This window comes from Nitratidesulfovibrio sp. D1 (assembly GCF_051133415.1).
Taxonomy (GTDB): domain Bacteria; phylum Desulfobacterota; class Desulfovibrionia; order Desulfovibrionales; family Desulfovibrionaceae; genus Cupidesulfovibrio.
The window spans coordinates 113,994-137,545 of the sequence record NZ_JBPGNZ010000002.1 but is presented as its reverse complement, the minus strand read 5'-3'; the positions used below and the strand labels follow the sequence as shown (position 1 = coordinate 137,545).

Genomic DNA, 23,552 nt, shown 5'->3' with positions numbered 1-23,552 from the left:
AGACAACGACACGGATCAAGGAGCACAGGACATGACCGACACCGGCACGCCGGAACCGAGAGGCGCCATCCTCCAGCGCGACAAGCAGACCTACGCCATCGTGCCCCGCACCCCCTGCGGCATGCTGTCGCCCGACATCCTGGACGCCATTTCCCGCGTGGCGCGCAAGTACGCCATTCCCATCATCAAGATCACCTCCGGCCAGAGGCTTGCCCTGGTGGGCATGACGGCGGAACAGGTGGAGCCCATCTGGGAAGAACTGAGCATGGACGTGGGGCGCGCCGTGGAACTGTGCGTGCACTACGTGCAGGCCTGCCCCGGCACGGCGGTCTGTAGGCTGGGGCTCCAGGATTCGCTGGGGCTCGGCATCGAGATCGAGCAGAAGCTGGCGGAGCAGCCCTTTCCGGCCAAGGTCAAGTTCGGCGTGTCCGGCTGCCCCATGTGCTGCGGCGAAAGCTACCTGCGCGACGTGGGCCTGGTGGGCACCAAGCGCGGCTGGACCGTGATCGTGGGGGGCAACTCGGGCGGGCACCCGCGCATCGGCGACGTGCTGGCCGAAGACCTGCCCCGCGAGGCGGCGCTGGACCTGGTGCAGCGTTTCATGGAACTGTACCGGGAAAATTCGGGCAAGCGGCTGCGCGTGTCCAGGTACGTGGACAAGACCGGCATCGAGGCCATCCGCGCCGCGCTGCTGCCCGCCGCCGGGTAGGCGCGGGGCGCGAGCCGGGGCTTTGCGCAATCATCCGGCCGGGCGGGGGATTTCCTCCGCCCGGCTTGCGTTGGCGGCGGCTGGCGGGCCAGCCGCAAGGGAGACGGCGATGCTGATACGCGACGCGGAGACAGGCGACATCGAGGGAATCGTTGCCATCTACAACGACGCGGTGCGCACCACCACGGCCATCTGGAACGAATCCGTCACGGACGCGGCGGGCCGCGCCGCGTGGCTGGCGGACAGAAGGGCGGCGGGGTATCCCGTGCTCGTGGCCGTGGAGGAAGGCCCGGACGGCGGCTCCACGGTGCTCGGGTACGCCACGTTCGGCGACTGGCGGGCCTGGGACGGGTATCGCCACACCGTCGAGCATTCGGTGTACGTGCACGGGGACAGCCGGGGGCGCGGCGTGGGCGGGGCCTTGCTGCACGCCCTGATCGGGCGCGCGCGGGACATGGGCAAGCATGTGATGGTCGCGGGCGTGGAGGCGGGCAACACGGCATCCATCGCCCTGCATCGAAAATTCGGCTTCACCGAAGTGGGGGTGCTGCGCGAGGTGGGCTGCAAGTTCGGGCGCTGGCTCGACCTCGCCTTCCTGCAACTGAGGCTGGACGCGCGCGAGACACCGCCGGAGCGCATGGCCTAGGACGGCGGGCCGGAAAGGGGAGGCGCGGCGGGGCTAGATGCCCTGCCTGCCGCTTCCGTGCGGCGCGGGCTCTCCGGGCGTGTCCTTGCCAGGAGTGTCCGTGCCGGGCGTGTTCGTGCCGGGGCCGTGGCGGTACAGCAGCACGCGCACCGGGTCCACGGTCACCAGCCCTTCGGCCAGCAGCGCCTCGACGCGGGGCAGGAATGCCTCTATCTTGGCCGCGTCGTCGATGATCTCGACCACGACGGGCAGGTCTTCGGACAGGCGCAGCACCCGCGCGGTGTGCACCACGCTGTTGGCGCCGAAGCCTGCCAGGCCCCGGAACACGGTGCCGCCCGCCAGCCCGTCGCGCCGGGCCGATTCCAGGATGACCTCGTGCAGGGAGCGGCCCTTGTGGGTGTCGCGCTCGCCGGTGTAGATGCGCAGACGCAGGGCGTCGCCAGAGATGATGCGCATGGCGTGCTCCTTCCGGTTGCGGATGCGATGCCGGGTGTCCGGCGCGCCGCGCGGCGGGCCTACACCAGCCGCCCGGCGCCCATGCCCAGCCACAGCAGTGCGAGGCCCAGCAGCAACTGGCCGCCCGCGTACAGGGCAAAGGCCAGCCACTGCCCGGTCTCCATGAGCCCCAGGCTTTCGAAGGTGAAGGTGGAAAAGGTGGTGAACGCGCCCATGAAGCCGGTCAGCAGCACCACGCGCACGTCCGGGTGCAGGGAGATGCGGTTTTCGCAGAACCCCCAGATGAAGCCGAAGGCCAGGCAGCCCAGCACGTTGACGATGAACGTGCCGAGCGGAAACGAACCGGGCGTGGCGCGCTGCACCACCCCGGCAAGGCCGTAGCGGGCCAGGCTGCCCAGGGCGCCCGCAAGGCCCAGCAAGACGATCTTCTGCACGAAAAGGCCCTCGCTCGCGCCGCGTGATGCGGCGCCCGGCCGTGCCTCGTCTTCTCGTCCGCCTGGCGGCCCGTCCGGATGCCGGACGCGCAGGGGCGGGAAATGGCGGGGACGCGGTCCATGGAGTTCACATGGCGCTGGAAATAGAAATCAAGTTCCCCGATGCGGACCTTGCCGCGCTTCGCCGCGCATTGCAAGCGCTGGGCGCCGCCGGTGGCGTCCCGTACCTTGAATGCAACCGGGTGTACGACACCCCCGGCCGTGGACTGCGCGCCGCAAGTACCCTGTTGCGGCTGCGCACCAAGGACGGACCTAACCTGCGCGCCGCCGTGCTGACCATGAAGCGTCCGCCCGATGTCGGGGCCGCTCCCTTTCCTGATGACGTGAAGGTGTGGGACGAGGTGCAGACCGGGGTGGACGACGCCGACGCCGTGCACCGCATGCTGACCGGCCTGGGCTACGGCGTGGCCTTCGGCTACGACAAGGTGCGCGAGGTGTGGCATCTGGACGGGGTGCACGTGTGCCTCGACACCATGCCCTTCGGCCCGGTGGCGGAACTGGAGGGCGACCGCGAGGCCATCATGGCCGTGGCCGCCCGGCTCGGCCTTGACAGGGCGCGCGCATCCACCGCAACCTATCACGACCTGAACCGCCAGTGGCGCGCCGCGCGCGGACTGCCCCCGTCGGAGGACTTCACCTTCGATGCGGCAGGGCTGGCCGCCGCCCGCCGGATGGTCTTCGAGAGCGGGGGGAATGGGGGAAGCGGGGAGAGCGGGGACGGCCCCACCGGCACGGAATGATCCGGCAACGTCCCCAGTTGGCCGTCATCCCGCGCGCCCCTCGACAGCGGGCGGCGCGATGTTAGTATAAGGGCGTGCCCGCGCCCGGCCCGCGTCACCCCGTGCGCATTACCCGCATTCCGAAGGGGCATGACGGGACGCGGCCGCCGCAGGACACCCGGAAACAGCGAAACGAGCACCCATGAACACCCATTTCGACGCGTATCGTTTCCCGGCCGTTCCGGCCCGCATGGCCTATCCATCGGGTCCGCCCTATCCACCGGACCCGTCAGGCCCATCGGGCCCGCCGGACATGCCGGATGGCGGCCGGGACACGGAACTCCTCATCGAGGACGAGGTGCGCGAGCCCCGGATGTTCCGGGTGCTCCTGCACAACGACGACTACACGACCATGGAGTTCGTGGTGTCGATTCTGGTCGAGGTGTTCCGCAGAACGCCCGACGAGGCGACGCGCATCATGCTGGCCGTCCACGAGAAGGGCGTCGGCGAATGCGGGGTGTACACGGCGGAGGTGGCCGAGACCAAGGTCGCCCTCGTGCACGCCCGCGCCCGGCGCGAAGGCTATCCACTGCGCTGCACCCTCGAAGAGGTATGACATGATCGGAAGACGCCTTGAAGCAGCGCTTACCGCCGCCGTCAACGACGTGCGGACGCGCAACCACGAGTTCCTGACGCTGGAGCACCTGCTCTACGCCATCTCCGGCGAGGAGGCGGGCAAATCCATCCTCGAATCCGTCGGGGTGGACGTGAAGGCCCTGCGCCTGCGCCTGGAAACCTTTTTCGCCACCCACCTGGAACCGCTGCCCGCCGACACCCCCACCGAAGTGGTGCAGACCCTGGGTGTGCAGCGCGTGTTGCAGCGGGCCATCCGCCACATGCAGTCGGCGGGCAAGGCCGCCGTGGAGATCGGCGACGTGCTGGCCGCCATCTTCGAGGAAGACGACGCCTACGCCACCTATTTCCTGAAATCGCAGGGGGTGACCCGGCTGGACGTGTTGCAGCACATCTCGCACGGCATGCCCGAGGGCGGAGAGGGGGACGGCTCCGGCGACGCCGACGGCGAGGAGGGCGCGTCCGATTCGCCGCGCATCGACGCGCTGGAAAAGTTCACCGTGGACCTTACCGCCCGCGCCCGCGACGGCCGCATCGACCCGCTCATCGGGCGGGCCAGGGAACTGGAGCGGACCATCCAGGTGCTGGCCCGGCGGCGCAAGAACAACCCGCTGTACGTGGGCGACCCCGGCGTAGGCAAGACCGCCATCGCCGAAGGGCTGGCCCTGCGCGTGGCGCGCGGCGACGTGCCCGGGGAATTCCGCGACGTGCGCATCTTCGCCCTGGACATGGGCGCGCTGCTGGCGGGCACCAAGTACCGGGGCGACTTCGAGCAGCGGCTGAAGGGCGTCATCACCGACCTCGGCAAGGTGCCGGGGGCCATCCTGTTCATCGACGAAATCCACACCATCGTGGGCGCGGGCTCCACCAGCGGCGGCTCCATGGATGCCTCCAACATCCTCAAGCCCGTGCTGGCCGACGGCAGCATCCGCTGCATCGGGTCCACCACCTACGAGGAGTACCGCAACCACTTCGAGAAGGACCGCGCCCTGTCGCGCCGCTTCCAGAAGATCGACGTGCAGGAACCCTCGCAGGACGAATGCGTGGACATCCTCAAGGGCCTGCGGCCCTACTACGAGGACCACCACAAGGTGCGCTACACGCTGCCCGCCCTGCGCGCCGCCGTGGAGCTTTCCGCCCGGTACATCACCGAACGGCTGCTGCCGGACAAGGCCATCGACGTGCTGGACGAGGCGGGCGCGGCGGCCCGGCTGCGGCGAGCCGGTTATGGAGGTCGTGCGGCTTCGGCCTCGGACGCCGCCATCGGCGTGAAGGACGTGGAAAAGGTGGTGGCGCGCATGGCCCAGATACCGTCGCGCACGGTGTCCTCCAGCGACCGCGACCGCCTGCGCACCTTGGACGAGGATTTGCGCCGCGTGGTCTTCGGGCAGGACGCGGCCGTGGGCATCCTGTCGCGGGCCATCCTGCGCGCGCGGGCGGGCCTGGGCCGCGAAGACCGGCCCACCGGGTGCTTCCTGTTCTACGGCCCCACGGGCGTGGGCAAGACGGAACTGGCCCGCCGCTTGGCCGAGGTCATGGGCATCGGCTTCGTGCGCTACGACATGAGCGAGTATATGGAAAAGCATTCCGTGTCCCGGCTCATCGGCGCGCCCCCCGGCTACGTGGGGTTCGACCAGGGCGGCCTGCTGACCGAGGCCATCCGCAAGCAGCCGTACACCGTGCTGCTGCTGGACGAAATCGAAAAGGCCCACCCGGACATCTTCAACATCCTGCTCCAGGTCATGGACTACGCCACGCTCACCGACAACACCGGGCGCAAGGCGGATTTCCGCAACGTGGTGCTGATCATGACCTCCAACGCGGGCGTGCGCGAGATGAGCGCGCCGTCCATCGGCTTTGGCGCAACGGCGCAGGAAGACGTGGCGGGCAAGGGCCGCAAGGCCGTGGAGAACATGTTCAGCCCGGAATTCCGCAACCGCCTCGACGCCATGGTGCCCTTCGCCGGGCTGACCACTCCGGTCATGGAACGCATCGTGGACAAGTTCGTGCTGGAGCTGGAAGCCGGGCTCAAGGACCGCCGCGTGCGCCTGGAACTGACCCCGGCGGCCCGCGCGCGCCTGGCCGAGAAGGGCTTCGAGCCCTCCTTCGGGGCGCGCCCGCTGCGCCGGGTCATCCGCACCGCGCTGGAAGACGAACTGGCCCGCGAGGTGTTGTTCGGCAAGCTGCGCAAGGGCGGCACGGCCATCGTGGACGTGGCCGCGCCGGAGGCGGCAGCCGCACCCGCCAGGCCCGCCCGCAAGGGGAAGGCCAAGGGCGCGGCGAAGGATCCCGCGCCGCCAGCCGTGGCCGCTGACGTGTCCGCCCAGCAGGGCCTTGCCGGGCTGGGGCTGGTGTTCCGTTACGAGCCGCTTGGCGGCGACGGCGCCGCCACCGAAAAATGAACGTGCGCGTGCTGGGCCGGATGACCGGGGACGGTTCCGACTTCCCCGATCCGGCCGCCGCGCCGCCCGAAGGGCTGCTGGCCGTGGGGGGCGATCTTTCGCCCGCCCGGCTGGCGGCCGCCTACATGCGCGGCATCTTTCCGTGGTACGACAGGGGCACGCCCATCCTGTGGTGGTCGCCCGACCCGCGCTGCGCGCTGCTGCCGGACGAACTGCACGTGCCGCGCAGCCTGGCGCGGCGCATCCGCGCGGACTCCTTCGAGGTCACCTTCGACAAGGCGTTCGCGCTGGTCATCCGGCGCTGCGCGGCCACCCCCCGGCAGGGGCAGCGCGACACCTGGCTGGTGCCCGCCATGATCAACGCCTACGAGGCGTTGCACCGTCTGGGCATGGCCCATTCGGCGGAAGCGTGGCAGGGCGGCAGGCTGGTGGGCGGGCTGTACGGCGTGGCCCTGGGCGGGGTGTTCTACGGCGAATCCATGTTCCACCTCGCGCCCGAAGCCTCCAAGGTGGCCTTTACCTGGCTGGCCGCGTGGCTGCGCCATGCGGGCTGCACCCTCATCGACTGCCAGCAGACCACCCCGCACATGGTGCGCTTTGGCGCGCGGGAACTGCCCCGTCCCGAATTCCTGGCCCGGCTGGCGGAAGGGCTGCGCGGCGCGCTGCGCCTGGCCGACGGCAGCGAGGCGCGCTGTCCGGACGTTTCCGCGCTGCCCGCGCGTCCGCTGATGCCGGGACCGCAGGCCCCGTGGATACTTCCGCCGGACGCGAAACCGGCCGGGTACTGGCGCGTCCCGGCCGGTTTCCGGCCCCTGTAGCGGGGGAAAGACGGCCCGAGCCGCGCAGCCCCGTGGCGCGTTGCGGCGGGGCGGGCTATTCCTGCTCGTGCACCAGCGGTTCGTGCTGGGCCAGGTCGTAGAAGCCGCGAATGGCGAAGGGCAGCGGATAGCGGGGCACCTCGTCGAAGCGGATGACCCCCATGGTCTTGCCTTCCGGCAGGGCGGAGAAGGGCACCACCCCGCGCGGCACCGGCAGTTGCAGCGGGCAGGCGATGATGCAGGTCAGCCGGTCGGCGTAGCGTTGCGAAAGGTAGGCCACCACCGCGTCGCGCTCCGCTTCGGTAAAGGCTTCCAGCACCGTGCGCAGGGCGTCGGTTTCCGCCTCGGGGCCGGTCAGGTCGTCGGCGCCCGGTGTGTTCGGTCCGCCCGGTTCCAGCGGCGCGCCCACCAGGCCGGGCACGGCGCGCAGGGCGGCCAGGCCGTCGGCCGCCTCGGCCTCTGCGGCCAGCCGGAAAAGGTGGGCCTGTACGTTGCGCCGCCCCTTGAAGGTGCGGATGGTGACGGATATGACGTGGATGCGCGCCACCGGGGGCGTGCCTTCCACGGGAATGACGTTCAGTTCCATGCGGGCTCCATGCGTGGTTCCGGGCGGGCCGCCCGTGCGGGACACCCCCGCGCCGGGCAACGGGCCGTGCCGCTTCCGGATTTTCTAGACCATCTTTCCGGCGGATGGAAGGGGGCGGTTGCCGCCGGAACGGCCCCGCTTCGCCGACGGCGGCGGGCATGGCCCGCGCAACCGTGAACGCAGCAAGGAAAGCACACCGGCCCGCCAGCGGGCCACGGATATCCACATGACCCAATCCCCGTTCATTCTGCGCACCGAGTACGAACCGCGCGGCGACCAGCCCGAAGCCATCGACCAGATCGTCTCCAGCATCGAGGCGGGCGTGACGGATCAGGTGCTGCTGGGCGTCACCGGCTCGGGCAAGACCTTCACCATGGCCCAGGTCATCGCCCGCTGCGGCAGGCCCGCCCTGGTGCTGGCCCCCAACAAGACCCTGGCCGCCCAGTTGTACAACGAGTTCCGCCAGTTGTTCCCGGAGAACGCGGTGGAATACTTCGTCAGCTATTACGACTACTACCAGCCGGAAGCCTACGTGCCCGCGTCGGACACGTACATCGAGAAGGATTCGTCCATCAACGACAACATCGACAAGCTGCGCCACGCGGCCACCCACGCGCTGCTCACCCGGCGCGACGTGGTCATCGTGGCCTCGGTGTCGTGCATCTACGGCCTGGGCTCGCCGGAATACTACGCCAAGCTGGTCATCCCCGTGGAAACCGGGCAGCGGCTGTCCATGGACGCGCTGATCACCCGGCTGGTGGAGGTGCAGTACGAACGCAACGATTACGACTTCCATCGCGGCACCTTCCGGGTGCGCGGCGACGTGCTGGAAATCATTCCCGCCTACCACCACGAGCGGGCGCTGCGCATCGAGTTCTTCGGCGACGACATCGACGCCATCAGCGAGATCGACCCGCTCACCGGCGAGGCGCTGGCATCCGTGGGCAAAACAGTCATCTACCCCGCCAGCCACTACGTGTCCGACCGCGACAACCTGGTGCGCGCCATTTCCGACATCCGCGACGAACTGGGCGAACGCCTGCGCGAACTGAAGGGCGGCAACCGGCTGGTGGAGGCGCAGCGGCTGGAGCAGCGCACCATGCTCGACCTCGAAATGATGGAGGAAATGGGCTACTGCAACGGGGTGGAGAACTATTCGCGCCATCTGGACGGCCGCAAGGCCGGGGACCCGCCCTCGTGCCTGCTGGACTACTTCCCCGACGACTTCCTGCTGTTCGTGGACGAATCGCACATCACGGTCTCGCAGGTGGGGGCCATGTACAAGGGCGACCGTTCGCGCAAATCCACGCTGGTGGACTACGGATTCCGCCTGCCTTCGGCGCTGGACAATCGGCCGCTGGAATTCCACGAATTCCTGGCCAGGCTGAACCAGACCGTGTACGTCTCGGCCACGCCGGGCAAGTGGGAACTGGACCGCTCGCAGGGCATCGTGGCCGAGCAGATCATCCGGCCCACGGGCCTCGTGGACCCCATCGTGGAGGTGCGGCCCACAAAAGGGCAGGTGGACGACCTGTTGGGCGAATGCCGCCTGCGCGCCGCGCGCGGCGAACGGGTGCTGGTGACCACCCTGACCAAGCGCATGGCCGAGGACCTTACCGAGTACCTCAACGAGATGGGCGTGGCCGCGCGCTACCTGCATTCCGACATCGACACCATGGAACGCATGGCCATCATCCAGGCGTTGCGCCGCAAGGAATTCGACGTGCTGGTGGGCATCAACCTGCTGCGTGAAGGTCTTGATATCCCGGAAGTTTCTCTGGTATCCATACTCGATGCGGACAAGGAGGGCTTCCTGCGCTCCACGGGCTCGCTCATCCAGACCTTCGGCCGCGCCGCGCGCAACGTGGAAGGCCGGGTGCTCATGTACGCGGACGTGGTGACCCGCTCCATGCAGGCCGCCATGGACGAGACGGCGCGGCGGCGCGAGAAGCAGACCGGATACAACGAGGCGCACCACATCACGCCCGCCACCATCCGCAAGGCGGTGGAAACGCCCTTTGACGCCATCTACGCCGAGGCGGCCGAGGCCAAGGGCCGCAAGGGCAAGGGGCGCAAGGGCGCGGCGCAGGCGGCGGAAACCTTTGCCCCGTGGAGCGCGGACCCGCACGAACTGGCGAAACAGATCCAGCAACTGGAACGCGACATGCGCGAGGCCGCCAAGGAACTGGAATTCGAGCGCGCGGCGGAACTGCGCGACCGCATCCGGCTGCTGCGGCAGCACCTGCTGGGGGCGCCGGTGGCCGAGGCGGCAGCGGAGTAGGGGCGGCAGGAGACACCGTGACGAATACCAACGGCCCCGCACCGCCGGACGCACCGGATACGCCGGACGCGCCGGGCAGCGCTCCCTTCACGCCGGTCCTGCCCCCTGTCATCGCAACGGTCATCCTGCACTACGGCGACCCGGGGCTGGCGGCCAATCTGGCCGCTGCCCTGCGCCGGGCCGATCCGGAGCACGCGCACCGGGTGCTGGTGCTGGACAACGCGGCCCCGCGTCCGGCCACCGGCGCGTGGCGCAGGCTGCCGGACAACCTGTTCTGGGGCGGCGCGCTGGCCTGGTGCCTGGACGCGGCGCGGGACATGGGCTGCACGCACCTGTGGTTCCTGAACAACGACATTTCCTTCGAGACGCGCCCGCCGCTGGTGGCGCGGGCGGCCCTGCGCATGGCCCGCATCGGCGCATCGCTGGCCGCGCGCGGGCTGGGCGGGACTTCAGGCAAGGGCGGCAGGGTGGGGGTGTACGCCCCGGCGGTGGACCGCAATCCCTACCATCCGCAGATGGTGCGCGATGCGCGCATCCAGTACCGGCGGGTGGCGCTGGTGGACGGCATCGCCCCGCTCATCGACCTGGAATGCGCCCGCGAGGTGGGCGGCGCGGACTGCGCCGACAACCCGCGCGGCTACGGGGTGGACGTCTGGCTTTCGCTGCGGGCGCACCGGGCGGGCTGGCCGGTGGTGGTGGACCATCAACTGGTGGTCCGACACCGCTACCACACCACGGCGCGGTCCGTGGACGGCTTCATGGATGCCGCCGCCCGCGCTGAACACGAGTACATGACCCGCCGCCTCGGCCCCGCATGGCGCGACGAGGTGGCCCGCCTGCAACACCAATGGACCGACGAGACCACGCTGTGAGCAGTACCGACGATATCTCCCCGGCGTCCGCCGCATCCGCTGCCGGACAGGACGCCATGCCCGAAGCCGCCCCCGCCCACGTGGCCGCCCGCGCCGAATCCCTGCGCGAACTGCTGAACTATCACAGCCACCGCTACTACGTGCTGGACGACGCGGAAATCTCCGACGCCGAATACGACGCCCTGTTCCGGGAATTGCAGGACATCGAGGCGGAATGGCCCACGCTGCGCACGCCCGATTCGCCCACCCACCGGGTGGGCGACGCAGTGGTGGCCGCGCTGGAAACGCAGGCCCACACCCTGCGCATGTACAGCCTGGACAACGCCTTTTCGGCGGAAGAGTGGGATGTCTTCATCCAGCGGATGCTGCGGGCCGAGCCGGACGCTCCCACGGCCTTCTGGTGCGACCCCAAGATGGACGGCCTGGCGCTGGAAGTGATCTACGAGAACGGGGTGTTCACCACCGCCCTCACGCGCGGCGACGGCGAGAAGGGCGAAATCGTCACCACGGCCATGCGCACCGTGCGCAACCTGCCGCTGCGCCTGCACGGCGAGGGGCCGCACCCCGCCCGGCTGGAAGTGCGCGGCGAGGTGGTCATCACCCGCGCGGAATTCGAAGCCCTCAACGCCGCCCGGCGCGGCGCGGGCGAAAAGCTGTTCGCCAACCCGCGCAACGCGGCCGCCGGTTCGGTGCGCCAACTGGATGCCTCGATCACGGCCGGGCGTCCGTTGCGCTTTCTGGCCTACGGGGTGGGGCAGGTGGTCTGGCCGGAAGGGGCCGCCGGTATTGCGTCCGGCGCACAGGGCCCGGAAGCGCGCTGGGCCACGCACGGGCAGGTCATGGCCGCCTTGACGGACTACGGCTTCGGCACCCCGCCCGATGCGCGCCGCTGCGAGACCCCGGCAGAGGTCATGGCCTATTACGAGGATTTGGGCCGCCGCCGCTCCGAACTGCCCTTCGACATCGACGGCGTGGTGGCCAAGCTGGACGATCTGGCCGCGCAGGCCGCGCTGGGCTACACCGCCCGCGCCCCGCGCTGGGCCATCGCCCTGAAATTTCCGGCGCACCAGGCCACCACCCGGCTGGAGCACATCGCCGTGCAGGTGGGGCGCACCGGCGTGCTCACCCCGGTGGCGGAACTCGCGCCCGTGGCCGTGGGCGGCGTCACCGTATCGCGCGCCACCCTGCACAACGAGGATGAAATCCGCGCCAAGGACTTGCGCGTGGGCGACATGGTGGTGGTGCAGCGCGCGGGCGACGTGATTCCCGAGGTGGTGCGGCCGCTGGTGGACCAGCGCCCCGCCGGTGGCCTGCCGGAATTCGAATTTCCCCGGGAATGTCCGGTCTGCCATACCCCGGTGCGCCGCGAACCGGGCGAGGCCGCCTGGCGCTGCGTCAACGTGGGCTGTCCCGCCGTGGTGCGCCAGTCCATCATCCACTTCGTGTCCAAGGCCGGGCTGGACATTCAGGGCGTGGGCCGCAGATGGGTGGAACTGCTGGTGGACCGGGGCAAGGTGGCCAGCCCGGCGGACCTGTTCGGGCTGGACAAGCAGACCCTGCTGGCCTTCGAGCGCATGGGTCCCAAGCTGGCGGAAAACTTCATCGCCGCGTTCGAGGCGGCGCGCACCGGGGCCTCGCTGGCCCGGCTGATCTGCGCGCTGGGCATCCGCCACGTGGGGGAGCAGACCGCGCGCACACTGGCCACCCATTTCACCGACCTCGACGCGCTGGGCGCGGCCGAGGCCGAAACGCTGCAACAGCTGCCGGATATCGGGCCGGAAGTGGCCGCCTCCATCCGCGCCTTCTTCGCCAACGAAGGCAACCGCGCCCTGTTGGAACGGCTGCGGGCTGTGGGCCTGTGGCCTGTCCGTCAGGAATCGGAGTCCGGAGCCGCGCGGGGCGAAGGCAGCGGCCCCCTGGCCGGGCTGGGGGTGCTGTTCACCGGCTCGCTGACCACGCTCACCCGCTCCGAGGCGGAGCGGCGCGCCGTGGCCGCCGGGGCGCACATCCTCGGCGGGGTAAGCAAGAAACTGGACCTGCTGGTGGTGGGCGACAAGCCCGGCGGGAAGCTCGACAAGGCCACGAAACTCGGCATACGGGTACTGCGGGAACAGGAATTCCTGGACCTGCTGGAAGGGAAGGGCGGGGACACGCTCCCGGCCACGCCTGCCGAGGCGGCTTCCAGCCCGTCTTCCGGCGTGCCCGACGAGGCAGGGTCGGCGGCGGCATCGTCCGCATCCCGCAAGAACGACCAGCATTCCCTGATCTAGACCGGTTTTTCCCGACCAGACGCCGCGCACTCCGGGCCGCGTTCCGGGTTTCTGCGGCGCGCGCAAACGCATAAGGAGCGAGCATGAGCACTTCGATCATCGTCACGGGCGCCGGTGGCCGCATGGGGTCCACCATCTGCCGCCTGGCGCAGGAAGACCCCGCCCTGCAACTGGCCGCCGTCGTCGAACGTCCCGAACGCCTGGCCTCGCTCGACGTGTGGAAATGTCCCGCCGGCAGCGACCCCGAGGCCATGTTCGCCCGGGTGCCCGGTGGCGTGGTGGTGGACTTCACCTCGCCCGAGGCCAGCCTGTCCAACGCCCGCGCCGCCGCCAGGGCGGGCGTGTCGCACGTCATCGGCACCACGGGCCTCACCGCCGAACAGAAGGCGGAACTGGCCGACCTCGCCAAAACCGCGCGCATCTTCTGGGCGCCCAACATGAGCATCGGCGTCAACGTGCTGCTCAAGATCCTGCCCCTGCTCGTGCAGCAACTGGGCGACCAGTACGACCTGGAAATGGTGGAACTGCACCACAACCGCAAGAAGGATTCGCCCAGCGGCACCGCCCTGCGCCTTGCCGAATGCCTGGCCGAGGCGCGCGGCTGGGATCTGCCCGCCGTCGCCAACTACCACCGCGAAGGCATCATCGGCGAACGGCCGAAAGAAGAAATCGGCATCCAGACCATTCGCGGCGGCGACGTTGTCGGCGTGCACACCGTCTACGCCATGGGACCCGGCGAACGCATCGAAATCACCCACCAGGCCCACTCGCGCGAAAACTTCGCCCAAGGCGCCCTGCGCGCCGCCAAGTGGCTGCCCCAACAGCAGCCCGGTAAGCTCTATTCTATGCTGGACATGCTGTAGCGGTGATTGAAGAATAATCGGGGGAAGGGACCCTTTGCGGCAGCCGTTAGGTGAGCGCGCAGCGCGAACCTTACGGATGGCGGCCGCAGAGCGTAAAAGGGTCTCCTTCCCCCGTACCCTCATCCCCCCAAACTTTTTAATGGGGTGTTCGGGGCGAGGAGGGGTTCGGGGAGAGGGGAGAAAACTTTTGCCCCAGCCGTTAGGCGAGCTTGCGAGCCTTACGGATGGGGACCGCAGCGCGCAAAAGTTTTCTCCCCTCTCCCCGAGGTCCATGCCTTTCCCTGCTTTTCCGGAGAACATCAATGAACATGGCGCTGTTGCAGTTGAATCTGGTGGTGGGCGACGTGACGGGCAACGCGGCGCGCATCGAGGCGGCGGTGCGCGATGCGGCGGCGCGGGGTGCGGGGCTGTGCGTGACGCCGGAACTGGCCATCTGCGGCTATCCGCCGCGCGACCTGCTGCTGCGGCGCGACTTCGTGCCCGGCTGCCGCAAGGCGCTGGAGGCGCTGGCGCGGCGGCTGAAGGACGGTCCGCCGGTGCTGGTGGGCGCTCCGGTGCCCAATCCCACGCCGGTGGGCAACCGGCTGCACAACGCGGCGGTGCTGCTGCACGAGGGCACGGTGACGGTGGCCACGCGCAAGGTGCTGCTGCCCACGTACGACGTATTCGACGAGCGCAGGTACTTCGAGCCTGGGGTGAACTGCGGCGCGGTGACGGTGGCGGGCTGGCGGCTGGGCGTCACGGTGTGCGAGGACATCTGGAACGACAAGACCTTCTGGCAGGAGCACCGCCAGTACGAGACCGACCCGGTGGCGGACCTGGCCCTGGCAGGCGTGGATGCCATCATCAACCTGTCGGCCTCGCCGTTCACGCTGGGCAAGCAGGCGGTGCGCGAGCGCATGCTGTCGCGCGTGGCCTCGCGCTACCGGGTGCCGGTGCTGTACGCCAACCAGGTGGGCGGCAACGACGATCTGTTGTTCGCGGGCAAGAGCGTGGCCTTCGACGCGGTGGGGCACCTCATCGCGCGGGGCTGCCCGTTCGAGGAGGACACGGTGCTGGTGGACGTCGCAGCGGGCACCGGCGCCATCTGCCCGGACCCGGCCGAGCCGGAGGCGCAGGTGTGGCAGGCGCTGGTCATGGGCACGCGCGACTACGCCCGCAAGTGCGGGTTCACGGGCGCGGTGCTGGGCCTTTCCGGCGGAGTGGATTCGGCCCTGGTGGCGGCCGTGGCCGCCGAGGCGCTGGGGCCGGAAAATGTGCGGGCGCTGCTGCTGCCCTCGCCCCATTCCAGCGAGGGCAGCGTGACCGACGCGCTGGCCGTGGCCCGCAACCTGGGCATGACCACCCAAACGGTGCACACGGTGCCCATCGGCCCGCTGATGGAGGGCTTCGACGCGGCGCTGGCCCCGGTGTTCGGCGCGCTGGGCCGCACCGCGCGCGACGTAACCGAAGAAAACATCCAGTCGCGCATCCGGGGCAACCTGCTCATGGCCGTGTCCAACAAGTCGGGCGCGCTGCTGCTGACCACCGGCAACAAGTCGGAACTGGCCGTGGGCTACTGCACCATCTACGGCGACATGGCGGGGGGCCTCGCGGTCATCGCCGATGTGCCCAAGACCCTGGTGTACCGGGTGTGCCGCTGGCGCAACGCCCAGGCGGGCTACGACCTGATCCCCCCGGCCATCCTGGACAAGGCCCCCTCCGCCGAACTGCGGCCCGACCAGAAGGACACCGACAGCCTGCCCCCCTACGACGTGCTGGACGCCATCCTGGAGCGCAGCGTGGTGCACCACATGGACCGCAACGCCGTGGTGGCCGAAGGCTTCGCCCCCGAGGTGGTGGACAACGTGCTGCGGCTGGTGCGCATCTCCGAATTCAAGCGGCGGCAGGCCGCTCCCGGCCTGAAGGTGACCGACCGCGCCTTCGGCACCGGGTGGCGCATGCCCGTGGCGGGGCGGTTGGTGTTAGTGTAGCGGATACGGCGTATACCGTTCCGCAGGCGAATGCCCCGCCAACCCAATTGAAAAGTTTGGGAGGTTGGGGGGCTCGGGGGGAAGGAACCTTTTGCGGCAGCCGTTAGGTGAGCGCGAACAATGGCCTGAGAGTGCGACGCGCAGCCCCAGATGAGCTTGCGAGCCATAAAGCCATCGTACGCAGAGCGCGAATCTTACGGCTGGCGACCGCATAGCGCAAAAGGTTCCTTCCCCCCGATTCGTTTTGGAATGTGTTCAATTCTCCAGCCGTACCCGCTGGTCATAGTACGCCGCGCCGTCGCCGATGTCGGTGGCCAGCGGGGCGATGAGCGCGTTGGGCGAGCGGCCGTGGGCCAGCCAGCCGCCGCGCGGCATGAGCACGGTGCGGGGATGGATGCCGGGCAGGGTCTGCACGCGCACGGGCATGCGGCCGTGCGGCGAGACGAGGTACACGGGGCGGGTGATGTCCAGCGCGGCCAGGGCCGGACATTCCGGGGCCACCTGCACGGTGAGGGGCGCAGCGGCGTCTTCGGGCTGGCGGCCGGTCAACGGCACCTGCGAATTGACGTAGTCCGGGGCCAGCAGGGTCAGCAGACGCAGGGGGTAGCCGTCCGGCGTGGCGACATCCGTCACATCCATGTGCAGGGCGTCGGGCAGGTGATACAGCCCGTCGGGATGGGCGAAACGCAGCCCTTCCCAGGCCACGGAGGGCCGTTTCGCCTTGGTCCAGCCGGTGGCCTTCAATTCTTCAAGCGATACTTCAAGATAGGGCGTACGCAAGGCCTGACGCAACACCTCTTCCCGCTCGGGAAAGGGGATGGGCCGGGCCAGCCGTCGGGCCACGCCGCGCGCGATGTCGAAGTCGTGGCGCACCTGGCCGGGCATGGGGCAGGCGGGCGCGGCGTAGGCGACGTAGTTGTGGTAGGCGGAACCGAAGATTTCCTCGCGCTCCAGCACCAGCGCGCAAGGCAACACCACGTCGGCCCGGCGGGCGGTGTCGGTCAGGAACGCCTCCACCACCACGGTGAAGTCCACGCCTTCCACGGCGCGGGCCAGGGCCGGGGCATCCGGCGACTGGCTTACCGGGTTGAAGGCGTCCACCCACAGGAAACGCACCGTCGGGTCGGCCTCGGCCAGTTCCCGCGCCAGGTGCGAGAGCAGGAAGGTGCGCGCGGGCGTGCCCGCCTTCTTGCTCCACGAAAGGTTCAGGCTGCGGCCGGAGGAAATGCCGTAGTACGCGCCGCCGCCGGAAACGCCCATATTGCCGGACAGCATGACCAGCGCGTTGATGTACCGCACGCTCTCGCCGCCGCGCAGGTAGCGTTGCAGCCCCCAGCCCAGCAGGCTGGCCGTGGGGCCGCCGGAGCCCACCTTGCGGCGCATCCACGCGCACAGGGTGTCCAGGTCCGCCGGGGTGGCGTCGCAGGCGGCCAGCAGTTCCGCCTCGCTTCTGGCCAGCAGCATGGCCCGGAATTCCGCGAAGCCGCGCGTGCGCCCGCTGATGGCTTGGGGCACGGCATCATCGGCCAGCAGGCGACGGATGGCGGCAGCAGCCAGGAACCGGTCGCCGCCGGGGCGGATGCGGATGCGCGCGTCGGTGAAGGCGTCGTTGTCGTCCCCGCCGGGAGAGATGGTCAGCACCGGCACGCCGCGCTTGCGGGCGTCGCGCACCATCAGTCCCAGATGCAGCGCGGAGCGGGCCAGGTCCTTGCCCCAGTTGACGATGGCGGCGGCGTTGGCAAGGTCGTCGCTGTCGTTGTGGTCCGGCGCGCCGAAGTCGGCCTCGCAGGCCGCGTCGCCCGCGCCGTCGCACAGCGAGCCGCGCTTGCTGGCCGCGCCCAGGCTGTTGAAAAGATAGTTGCTGGCCTCGGCCAGCGCCCCCCGGTAGCCGAAGCCACGCAGGTGCAGGATGGATTCCGGCGCGTGGCGCAGGGCGTCCAGCTTGGCCGCGCACAGGGAGAGCGCCTCGTCCCACGTGGTCGGGTGCAGCGCGCCGTCCGCGCCGCGCATCAACGGCGTGGTTATGCGGTCGGGGCTCAGGCGGCGGGCGGCCAGTCCGCGCCCCTTGACGCAGACCACCCCGCGCGTGAACGGGTGGTCCGGGTTGCCGGTCACGCGCACGCCACCGGCGGGGTCGTCTCGCAGGCCGGTTTCTTCGTCCGGCAGGTGCACCACCAGCGAACAGGCCCCGTGACAGTCCAGCGAACAGGCGGAAAGGCATTGCATGCGAAACTCCATGGGGAGTGGGGTATGGCGGGAAGGTAAGGGCATCCGGTAGCGGCCCCGTGCGGGCCGCAGGGACACAGTGCGCCGCATGGCCCGCGGATTCCGTGACCCCGGTCACGGAAGGGCGGCGCGGGCCGTGCCATTGCCCGATCAGCACGAAAAAAGGGGCCGGACCCGGCATCCACCGGACCCGGCCCCGTCCGGTCAGGGAAAGGGCGCTGCTGGCGGCGGGCTAGTTCCGGTACAGCCTGTCGCCGGGAATGACGGGGATGCCCGCTTCGTTCAGCACTTCGATGGCCTGGTCGGTGCGGTCGAAGCGGAAGATGAGCACCGCGTTGGTGCCGTTCTGCTGCACGAAGGCGTACATGTATTCCACGTTGACGCCGCGAGTGCTCAGCAGTTGCAGGATGCTGTCCAGCCCGCCGGGATGGTCGGGCACTTCCACGGCCACCACGGAGGTGCGGCCCACGGTGAAGCCCTTGTCCTTCAGGGCGGCCTTGGCCTTTTCGTGGTCGTGCACGATCAGGCGCAGGATGCCGAAGTCCGAGGTGTCGGCCAGCGACAGGGCGCGGATGTTGATGCCCGCCTCGGCCAGGGTGTGGGTGACCTCGGCCAGACGCCCGGCCTTGTTTTCGAGAAATACGGAAATCTGTTCCACTTTCATGGCGACAATCCTTTTGCGGGGTGAAGCAGGCCGGTTCGCCCTGCCGTTGCAGTCATTGAAGGTGGATAGCATTCCCGGCGGGCTGTTGACAAGCCGGGGCCGTCCGGCCGGGCCGGGTGCGCCGCCCCATCCCGCCGCTTGCGGAAGCAGGCCCCGTGGCTATATTGAACACGCACGCTGCGCGCGCCGCACTTCGCGGCCCGGCGCACGGCAAGCACCGTGGAGCATCGATGTCCAACGCCATGAATTTCGCCTTCATGCGGGAGGAACCCGCACCGCCCAACGGGCGGCGTGTCGCCATCATCGGGGCCGGGCCTTCGGGTCTTGCGGCAGCCGGGTACCTGGGGTGCCTGGGCTATCAGGTGGAGGTCTACGACAAGCTGCCCAAGCCCGGCGGCCTGATGCTGTTCGGCATTCCGGGCCACCGCATCCCGGCGGACCGCGTCCAGCGCGGGGTGTTCAGCCTGTCGCGCAAGTTCGGGGTCAACTTCCACAACAAGACCAAGATATGTTGCAGCGCCCCCCTGCACGAGGAGGAGGGCGACCACTTCTCGTGCGACATCCGGGGGCTGGGCGAACTGGTGGAAGAGCATGACGCCGTGATCATCTGCAGCGGCGCGTGGAAGTCGCGCAAACTGGGCATTCCCGGCGAGCAGCTCAGGGGCGTCTATTCCGGGCTGGAATTCCTGTTCCCCATCCGCGCGGTGAAGTACGCCACCAGCAACGTGTCCGTGCCGCCGGTGGAAGGGCGCACTGTGGTGGTCGTGGGGGCCGGGCATTCGGCCATGGACGTGGCCCACAGCGCCAAGGCCCTGGGGGCCAAACGCGTGGTCATGGTCTACCGGCGCACCAAGAAGGAAGCCCCGGCGGGCAGCTACGAGGTGGACCGGCTCATCGACGTGGGCTGCGAATGGTGGGAGCGCCGCACCCCGTTGCGCGTGACGGCCGATGAAACCGGTGAGCACGTGGCGGCCATCGAGATGACCGACGGCAACACCGGCGAGACCGAAGTGCTGCCCGCCGACGTCGTCGTCACCGCCATCGGCGAGATTCCCACCCCGCCGTTCCAGAAGGAACTGGGGCTGGAGAACGTGCGCAAGGGCGAGGTGCGCTGGCTGCACATGACCAGCATAGAGAACGTCTTCGTGGCGGGCGACGTGCTGACCGGCCCCAGCAAGATCGGCAAGGCCGTGTACAGCGGGCTGCGCGCCGCGCGCTCGCTGACCAACTGGCTGGACCTGAAGGCGCAGCACCGCGAAAACGAATACAACTACGACGCCGACGTCATCACGCGCCCCGGCGCATCCAACGGGCCGAGGTAGCACGCCATGTCGGAATGCCACGGCAGGGGCAAGACCCTGCACATCGACTACAGCAAATGCATCGGCTGCGAAACGTGCGAGGCCGTGTGCGGCTTTCTGTACGACACGCCGCGCATCGCCATGGCCCGCACCGGCGACGGCCAGATGATTCCCATCTACTGTCAGCACTGCGAACACGCCCACTGCATGAAGGTGTGCAACCGGGGCGCGCTGATGCGCGACCGCGACGGCGCCGTGGTGCTGCAACCCATGCTCTGCCGGGGCTGCGAGACCCGCAACTGCGTCATCGCCTGCCCTTACGCCGCCTTCTTCGCCACCGACCGGGGCGTGGCCGTGCGTAAGTGCGACCTGTGCGCCGGGCGGCGCGCCGTGGGCCTGGGTCCCGCCTGCGCGGAAATGTGCCCCTGCGGGGCCATCCGCTTTGCCGACCGCGATGAACTGGACGAACTGGAGACGGAAGCCTCCCGCGAGGCCCGCGACCGTGTGCTTGCGCACATCCGGCCCAAGAAGTAGCCGGTACGAAAATCGTGAAAAGCCAACGGCGGGGCGACCTTGTAACAAGGTTGCCCCGCCGTTGCCGTTTTTGCTTGCGTTGTTTTTCTATATCCAGCAGAGCGTTGACATAAGGCTTTTGCCATGCCGGTGATATGGTGAACATGGTGCCGTCGGGCGTAGCCCGTTCGGGGGTGCAAACGGCAGTTCGACGTGCCAGGACGCAAGCGAAGGGGGGCGCATGTCGTTCACGTGGGTAAATCTGGTGGCGCTGGTCGTAGGGTTGCCTTGCTTCTTCGTTGGTGGGTACCTGAACGGACCCGCCGAACTGAAAATTCTGGATTTCCTGCCTCCGGACTTCAGGGGCAGCATCAACCAGAAGGCCTACGTCGCTGCATTCGCCTACGAGCTGTACATTCCTTTGGAAGTGCGCCGTCAGTACTTCATCTCCACCGTGCTGATGGGGATTGCGCTGGTGTCCGCGTCCATCTTGATGTTCCAGATCAACAATCCCGTGGCGAAAGTGTTGGCCCCTCTGATGGGAATCGCCGCTGTTGGGTCAATGATCGGCACTACCCGGCGATACCTGAAAAGCACGCGCCTACGCTGACAAGCAGGCGTCTGCGGAAAGGGCGACATTTGGTGACCTGCCGGACGCGCATCTGCGGACGGCACACCTGCCGTGCGCGGCTCCTGTTGCGCAAAAAAGAAGGGGGCCGAAGCCCCCTTTCGTTTTTGCAATCTTCAGCGCCGCGCCTACGGCTTCTCGCGCAGGTCGATGACGCGCTTGGCCTTGCCCTCGGAACGCTGGATGGAGCGCGGCTCCACCAGGCGCACCTTGGCCGTGACGCCCAGGAATTCCTTGATGGTCTTCTGCAACCGGGCTTCGCGGCGTTGCAGGTTCTTGATCTCGTCCGAGAAGAATTCCTCGGAAACTTCCACCTGCACCTCGATGTTGTCGAGGTTGCCCTCTCGGGTGACCAGCAACTGGTAGTGCGGGGCCAACCCCTCGGTTTCCATGAGGATGGATTCGATCTGCGAGGGGAACACGTTCACCCCGCGGATGATCAGCATGTCGTCGCTGCGGCCGGTCACGCGGCGCATGCGCACGTGGGTGCGGCCGCACGCGCAGGGGGTATAGTCCAGCGAGGTGATGTCGCGGGTGCGGTAGCGCACCAGCGGGATGCCTTCCTTGGTCAGGGTGGTGATGACCAGTTCGCCGGTGGCGCCGGGGGGCAGGGCTTCGCCGCTGACCGGGTCGATGATTTCCGGCAGGAAGTGGTCTTCGTAGATGTGCATGCCGCACTTGGCCTCCACGCATTCCATAGAGACGCCGGGACCCATGATCTCGGACAGGCCGTAGATGTTCAGGGCGTCGATGCCGAGCTTGCTTTCGATTTCCGCGCGCATTTCCTCGGACCACGGCTCCGCGCCGAACACGCCGATGCGCAGGGGCAGTTCGCGGATGTCGATGCCCGCTTCCTCGGCGGCTTCGTGCAGGTACAGGCTGTACGAGGGGGTACAGCAGATGACCGTGGCCCCGAAGTCGCGCAGCAGCAGCACCTGGCGCTTGGTGGCCCCGCCCGACACGGGAATGACCGTGGCCCCCAGGCGTTCCGCGCCGTAGTGCGCGCCAAGGCCGCCGGTGAACAGGCCGTACCCGTAGGCGTTGTGGATGAGGTCGCGGCGGGTCACCCCGGCGGCGGCCAGGCTGCGGGCCATCAGTTCGGCCCAGTTGTCCAGGTCGCGCTTGGTGTAGCCCACCACGGTGGCCTTGCCGGTGGTGCCGCTGGAGGCGTGCAGCCGCACGATGGTGTCCTTGGGCACCGCGAACAGCCCGAAGGGATAGTTGTTGCGCAGGTCCTGCTTTTCGGTGAAGGGCAGCAGGGTGACGTCGGATAGCCGCTTGATGTCCGCCGGAGTCACCCCCGCCTCTTCGAACCGGCGGCGATAGTGGGGCACGTTGGCGTAGACGCGCTCGCAGAGGTTCTTCAACCTGCGCAGTTGCAGCGCTTCAAGCTCCTCGCGCGGGAGCGTCTCGCGGTCGACGTCGAAAATCATGGGGCTCTCCTCTCGGGTTCACCGCAGGCGGTGCCGCCCGGCGCGCTGGCGCGGGCGGCCCGTGCGACACATGTCGGGCAAGGCCAACTTGTGCCCCAACTGCCGCATGCGGTCAAGGATGCCGGGGCGGTGCGGGATTCGCAAGGCAAGGGGGCATGGGCAGATGCCGGGCTCGCACGGGGAAGGGCGCGCGGCGCGCATTTGCGGTGACGCGGGGAATGCGGTATATGGAATGTTTGGACAGTGGACGGGATCGACCGCCAGGACCGCGCGCCGCGTCTGCCCGTTTCGTCTGCCTGTCGCGCCAGCCCCCAGGACATTTCGCAGGAACACCGCACCATGACCATGCCGCAAGCTCCCACCCGAACGTCCGTGCAGTCGCCCGAATTCGCCGCCTTTGCCCGCTCCGTGCGCGAGGCGCGCACCTGCCGCCGCTTCAGGGAGGACGCCGCCGTGCCCCTGGCCGCGCTGCAAGCGCTGGTGGACACGGCGCGGGTGTGCCCCAGCGGGGCCAACCGCCAGCCGTTGCGCTATGCCGTGTGCGCGGATGCCGCGCGCAATGGCGCCGTGTTTCCGCACCTGCGCTGGGCCGCCTACCTCAAGGACTGGGGCGGCCCGGCTCCCGGCGAGCGCCCGGCGGCGTACATCACCGTGCTGTGCGACAGGAAGGGCTCGCCCACGCCTGAAATCGACCTCGGCATCGCGGCGCAGACCATCCAGTTGGGCGCGCAGGCGCTGGGCCTTGGCTGCTGCATGATCGGCGCGTTCGACCGCGACGGCGTGCGCGCAGCCCTGGGGCTGGACGCGGAACCCTTTGCCGCGCTGGACATCGTGCTGGTGCTGGCCCTGGGCGTGCCCGCCGAAACCCGCGTGCTGGACACCGTGGGCGAGGACGGCGACATCCGCTATCGCCGCGATGCCGACGGCACCCACCGCGTGCCCAAGCGGTCCCTGGCCTCGGTGCTGCTGCTGGCCCACGGCGGCGGGAGCGCGGATACGGGGGCAGGCCGTGATCACGAAGAAACGGCGGGCCTTCCGCCACACGCATAGGAACACCTCGGCCCG

At 69.0% G+C, this 23,552-nt stretch carries 21 protein-coding genes; 15 read left to right on the top strand and 6 right to left on the bottom strand.

Annotated elements, in window-relative coordinates:
- The first annotated feature begins 31 nt into the window (after window positions 1-31).
- Entirely contained in the window at window positions 32-709 is a 678-nt protein-coding gene (locus tag ACR4XJ_RS03800) for an NAD(P)/FAD-dependent oxidoreductase (protein ID WP_434753951.1), read from the top strand.
- Window positions 710-818: 109 nt separating this feature from the next.
- Window positions 819-1,355, top strand: a complete 537-nt coding sequence (locus ACR4XJ_RS03795; protein ID WP_434753950.1) for a GNAT family N-acetyltransferase — start codon at window positions 819-821, stop codon at window positions 1,353-1,355.
- A gap of 33 nt (window positions 1,356-1,388) precedes the next feature.
- On the opposite strand, the gene ACR4XJ_RS03790 is transcribed toward ACR4XJ_RS03795, so the two are convergent.
- Window positions 1,389-1,811 carry a DUF190 domain-containing protein gene (locus ACR4XJ_RS03790; protein ID WP_434753949.1) on the bottom strand — a complete coding sequence of 141 codons (423 nt, stop codon included), beginning with the start codon at window positions 1,809-1,811 and terminating at the stop codon, window positions 1,389-1,391.
- A gap of 59 nt (window positions 1,812-1,870) precedes the next feature.
- Window positions 1,871-2,245 (bottom strand): fluoride efflux transporter CrcB, encoded by a 375-nt coding sequence (gene crcB, locus ACR4XJ_RS03785; protein WP_434753948.1) that lies wholly within the window; start codon window positions 2,243-2,245, stop codon window positions 1,871-1,873.
- Window positions 2,246-2,376: 131 nt separating this feature from the next.
- Here crcB and ACR4XJ_RS03780 point away from each other — a divergent pair, with 131 nt between their 5' ends.
- The 4 genes from ACR4XJ_RS03780 to aat all read left to right on the top strand — a co-directional run bounded on the left by ACR4XJ_RS03780 (window position 2,377) and on the right by aat (window position 6,877).
- Complete coding sequence (locus ACR4XJ_RS03780; RefSeq protein ID WP_434753947.1) at window positions 2,377-3,045, top strand: class IV adenylate cyclase; 669 nt, start codon at window positions 2,377-2,379, stop codon at window positions 3,043-3,045.
- Window positions 3,046-3,337: 292 nt separating this feature from the next.
- Window positions 3,338-3,640, top strand: a complete 303-nt coding sequence (locus tag ACR4XJ_RS03775) for an ATP-dependent Clp protease adaptor ClpS (protein WP_007521932.1) — start codon at window positions 3,338-3,340, stop codon at window positions 3,638-3,640.
- Between the two features lies 1 nt (window position 3,641).
- Window positions 3,642-6,059: an ATP-dependent Clp protease ATP-binding subunit ClpA gene (gene clpA / locus ACR4XJ_RS03770; protein ID WP_434753946.1), complete on the top strand. Its 2,418-nt coding sequence runs from the start codon at window positions 3,642-3,644 to the stop codon at window positions 6,057-6,059.
- Window positions 6,056-6,877 carry a leucyl/phenylalanyl-tRNA--protein transferase gene (gene aat / locus ACR4XJ_RS03765; RefSeq protein WP_434753945.1) on the top strand — a complete coding sequence of 274 codons (822 nt, stop codon included), beginning with the start codon at window positions 6,056-6,058 and terminating at the stop codon, window positions 6,875-6,877. The genes clpA and aat overlap by 4 nt, the downstream gene beginning before the upstream one ends.
- A gap of 55 nt (window positions 6,878-6,932) precedes the next feature.
- On the opposite strand, the gene ACR4XJ_RS03760 is transcribed toward aat, so the two are convergent.
- Window positions 6,933-7,463 (bottom strand): hypothetical protein, encoded by a 531-nt coding sequence (locus ACR4XJ_RS03760; RefSeq protein ID WP_434753944.1) that lies wholly within the window; start codon window positions 7,461-7,463, stop codon window positions 6,933-6,935.
- 226 nt (window positions 7,464-7,689) lie between these two features.
- On the opposite strand from ACR4XJ_RS03760, the gene uvrB reads away from it, so the two are divergent.
- The 5 genes from uvrB to ACR4XJ_RS03735 all read left to right on the top strand — a co-directional run bounded on the left by uvrB (window position 7,690) and on the right by ACR4XJ_RS03735 (window position 15,722).
- The gene (gene uvrB / locus ACR4XJ_RS03755; RefSeq protein WP_434753943.1) at window positions 7,690-9,744 is read left to right on the top strand and encodes an excinuclease ABC subunit UvrB; all 2,055 of its coding nucleotides are present in this window, start codon (window positions 7,690-7,692) and stop codon (window positions 9,742-9,744) included.
- Window positions 9,745-9,761: 17 nt separating this feature from the next.
- Window positions 9,762-10,616, top strand: a complete 855-nt coding sequence (locus tag ACR4XJ_RS03750; protein WP_434753942.1) for a hypothetical protein — start codon at window positions 9,762-9,764, stop codon at window positions 10,614-10,616.
- Window positions 10,613-12,886 (top strand): NAD-dependent DNA ligase LigA, encoded by a 2,274-nt coding sequence (gene ligA, locus ACR4XJ_RS03745; RefSeq protein ID WP_434753941.1) that lies wholly within the window; start codon window positions 10,613-10,615, stop codon window positions 12,884-12,886. Before ACR4XJ_RS03750 ends, ligA begins: the two co-directional genes overlap by 4 nt.
- 83 nt (window positions 12,887-12,969) lie before the next feature.
- Window positions 12,970-13,749: a 4-hydroxy-tetrahydrodipicolinate reductase gene (dapB, locus tag ACR4XJ_RS03740; protein ID WP_434753940.1), complete on the top strand. Its 780-nt coding sequence runs from the start codon at window positions 12,970-12,972 to the stop codon at window positions 13,747-13,749.
- A gap of 302 nt (window positions 13,750-14,051) precedes the next feature.
- The gene (locus ACR4XJ_RS03735; protein WP_434753939.1) at window positions 14,052-15,722 is read left to right on the top strand and encodes an NAD+ synthase; all 1,671 of its coding nucleotides are present in this window, start codon (window positions 14,052-14,054) and stop codon (window positions 15,720-15,722) included.
- Window positions 15,723-15,977: 255 nt separating this feature from the next.
- Here the strand turns inward: ACR4XJ_RS03735 and ACR4XJ_RS03730 are convergent, their stop codons facing one another.
- Both ACR4XJ_RS03730 and ACR4XJ_RS03725 read right to left on the bottom strand, forming a co-directional pair.
- The gene (locus tag ACR4XJ_RS03730; RefSeq protein ID WP_434753938.1) at window positions 15,978-17,948 is read right to left on the bottom strand and encodes a molybdopterin-dependent oxidoreductase; all 1,971 of its coding nucleotides are present in this window, start codon (window positions 17,946-17,948) and stop codon (window positions 15,978-15,980) included.
- A gap of 232 nt (window positions 17,949-18,180) precedes the next feature.
- Window positions 18,181-18,612, bottom strand: a complete 432-nt coding sequence (locus ACR4XJ_RS03725; protein WP_434753937.1) for an ACT domain-containing protein — start codon at window positions 18,610-18,612, stop codon at window positions 18,181-18,183.
- 230 nt (window positions 18,613-18,842) lie between these two features.
- On the opposite strand from ACR4XJ_RS03725, the gene ACR4XJ_RS03720 reads away from it, so the two are divergent.
- The 3 genes from ACR4XJ_RS03720 (at window position 18,843) to ACR4XJ_RS03710 (ending at window position 21,036) form a co-directional block, all read left to right on the top strand.
- Entirely contained in the window at window positions 18,843-19,934 is a 1,092-nt protein-coding gene (locus tag ACR4XJ_RS03720) for an FAD-dependent oxidoreductase (RefSeq protein ID WP_434753936.1), read from the top strand.
- A gap of 6 nt (window positions 19,935-19,940) precedes the next feature.
- Complete coding sequence (locus ACR4XJ_RS03715) at window positions 19,941-20,447, top strand: 4Fe-4S dicluster domain-containing protein (protein ID WP_012611594.1); 507 nt, start codon at window positions 19,941-19,943, stop codon at window positions 20,445-20,447.
- Between the two features lie 220 nt (window positions 20,448-20,667).
- A complete protein-coding gene (locus ACR4XJ_RS03710) occupies window positions 20,668-21,036 on the top strand; it encodes a hypothetical protein (protein ID WP_434753935.1) in 369 nt (122 codons plus the stop codon).
- A 146-nt stretch (window positions 21,037-21,182) separates the two neighbouring features.
- On the opposite strand, the gene ACR4XJ_RS03705 is transcribed toward ACR4XJ_RS03710, so the two are convergent.
- Window positions 21,183-22,487 (bottom strand): phenylacetate--CoA ligase family protein, encoded by a 1,305-nt coding sequence (locus ACR4XJ_RS03705; protein WP_333507243.1) that lies wholly within the window; start codon window positions 22,485-22,487, stop codon window positions 21,183-21,185.
- Window positions 22,488-22,826: 339 nt separating this feature from the next.
- Between ACR4XJ_RS03705 and ACR4XJ_RS03700 the strand changes: the two genes are divergently transcribed.
- The gene (locus tag ACR4XJ_RS03700; RefSeq protein WP_434753934.1) at window positions 22,827-23,537 is read left to right on the top strand and encodes a nitroreductase family protein; all 711 of its coding nucleotides are present in this window, start codon (window positions 22,827-22,829) and stop codon (window positions 23,535-23,537) included.
- The last annotated feature ends 15 nt before the right edge of the window (window positions 23,538-23,552 follow it).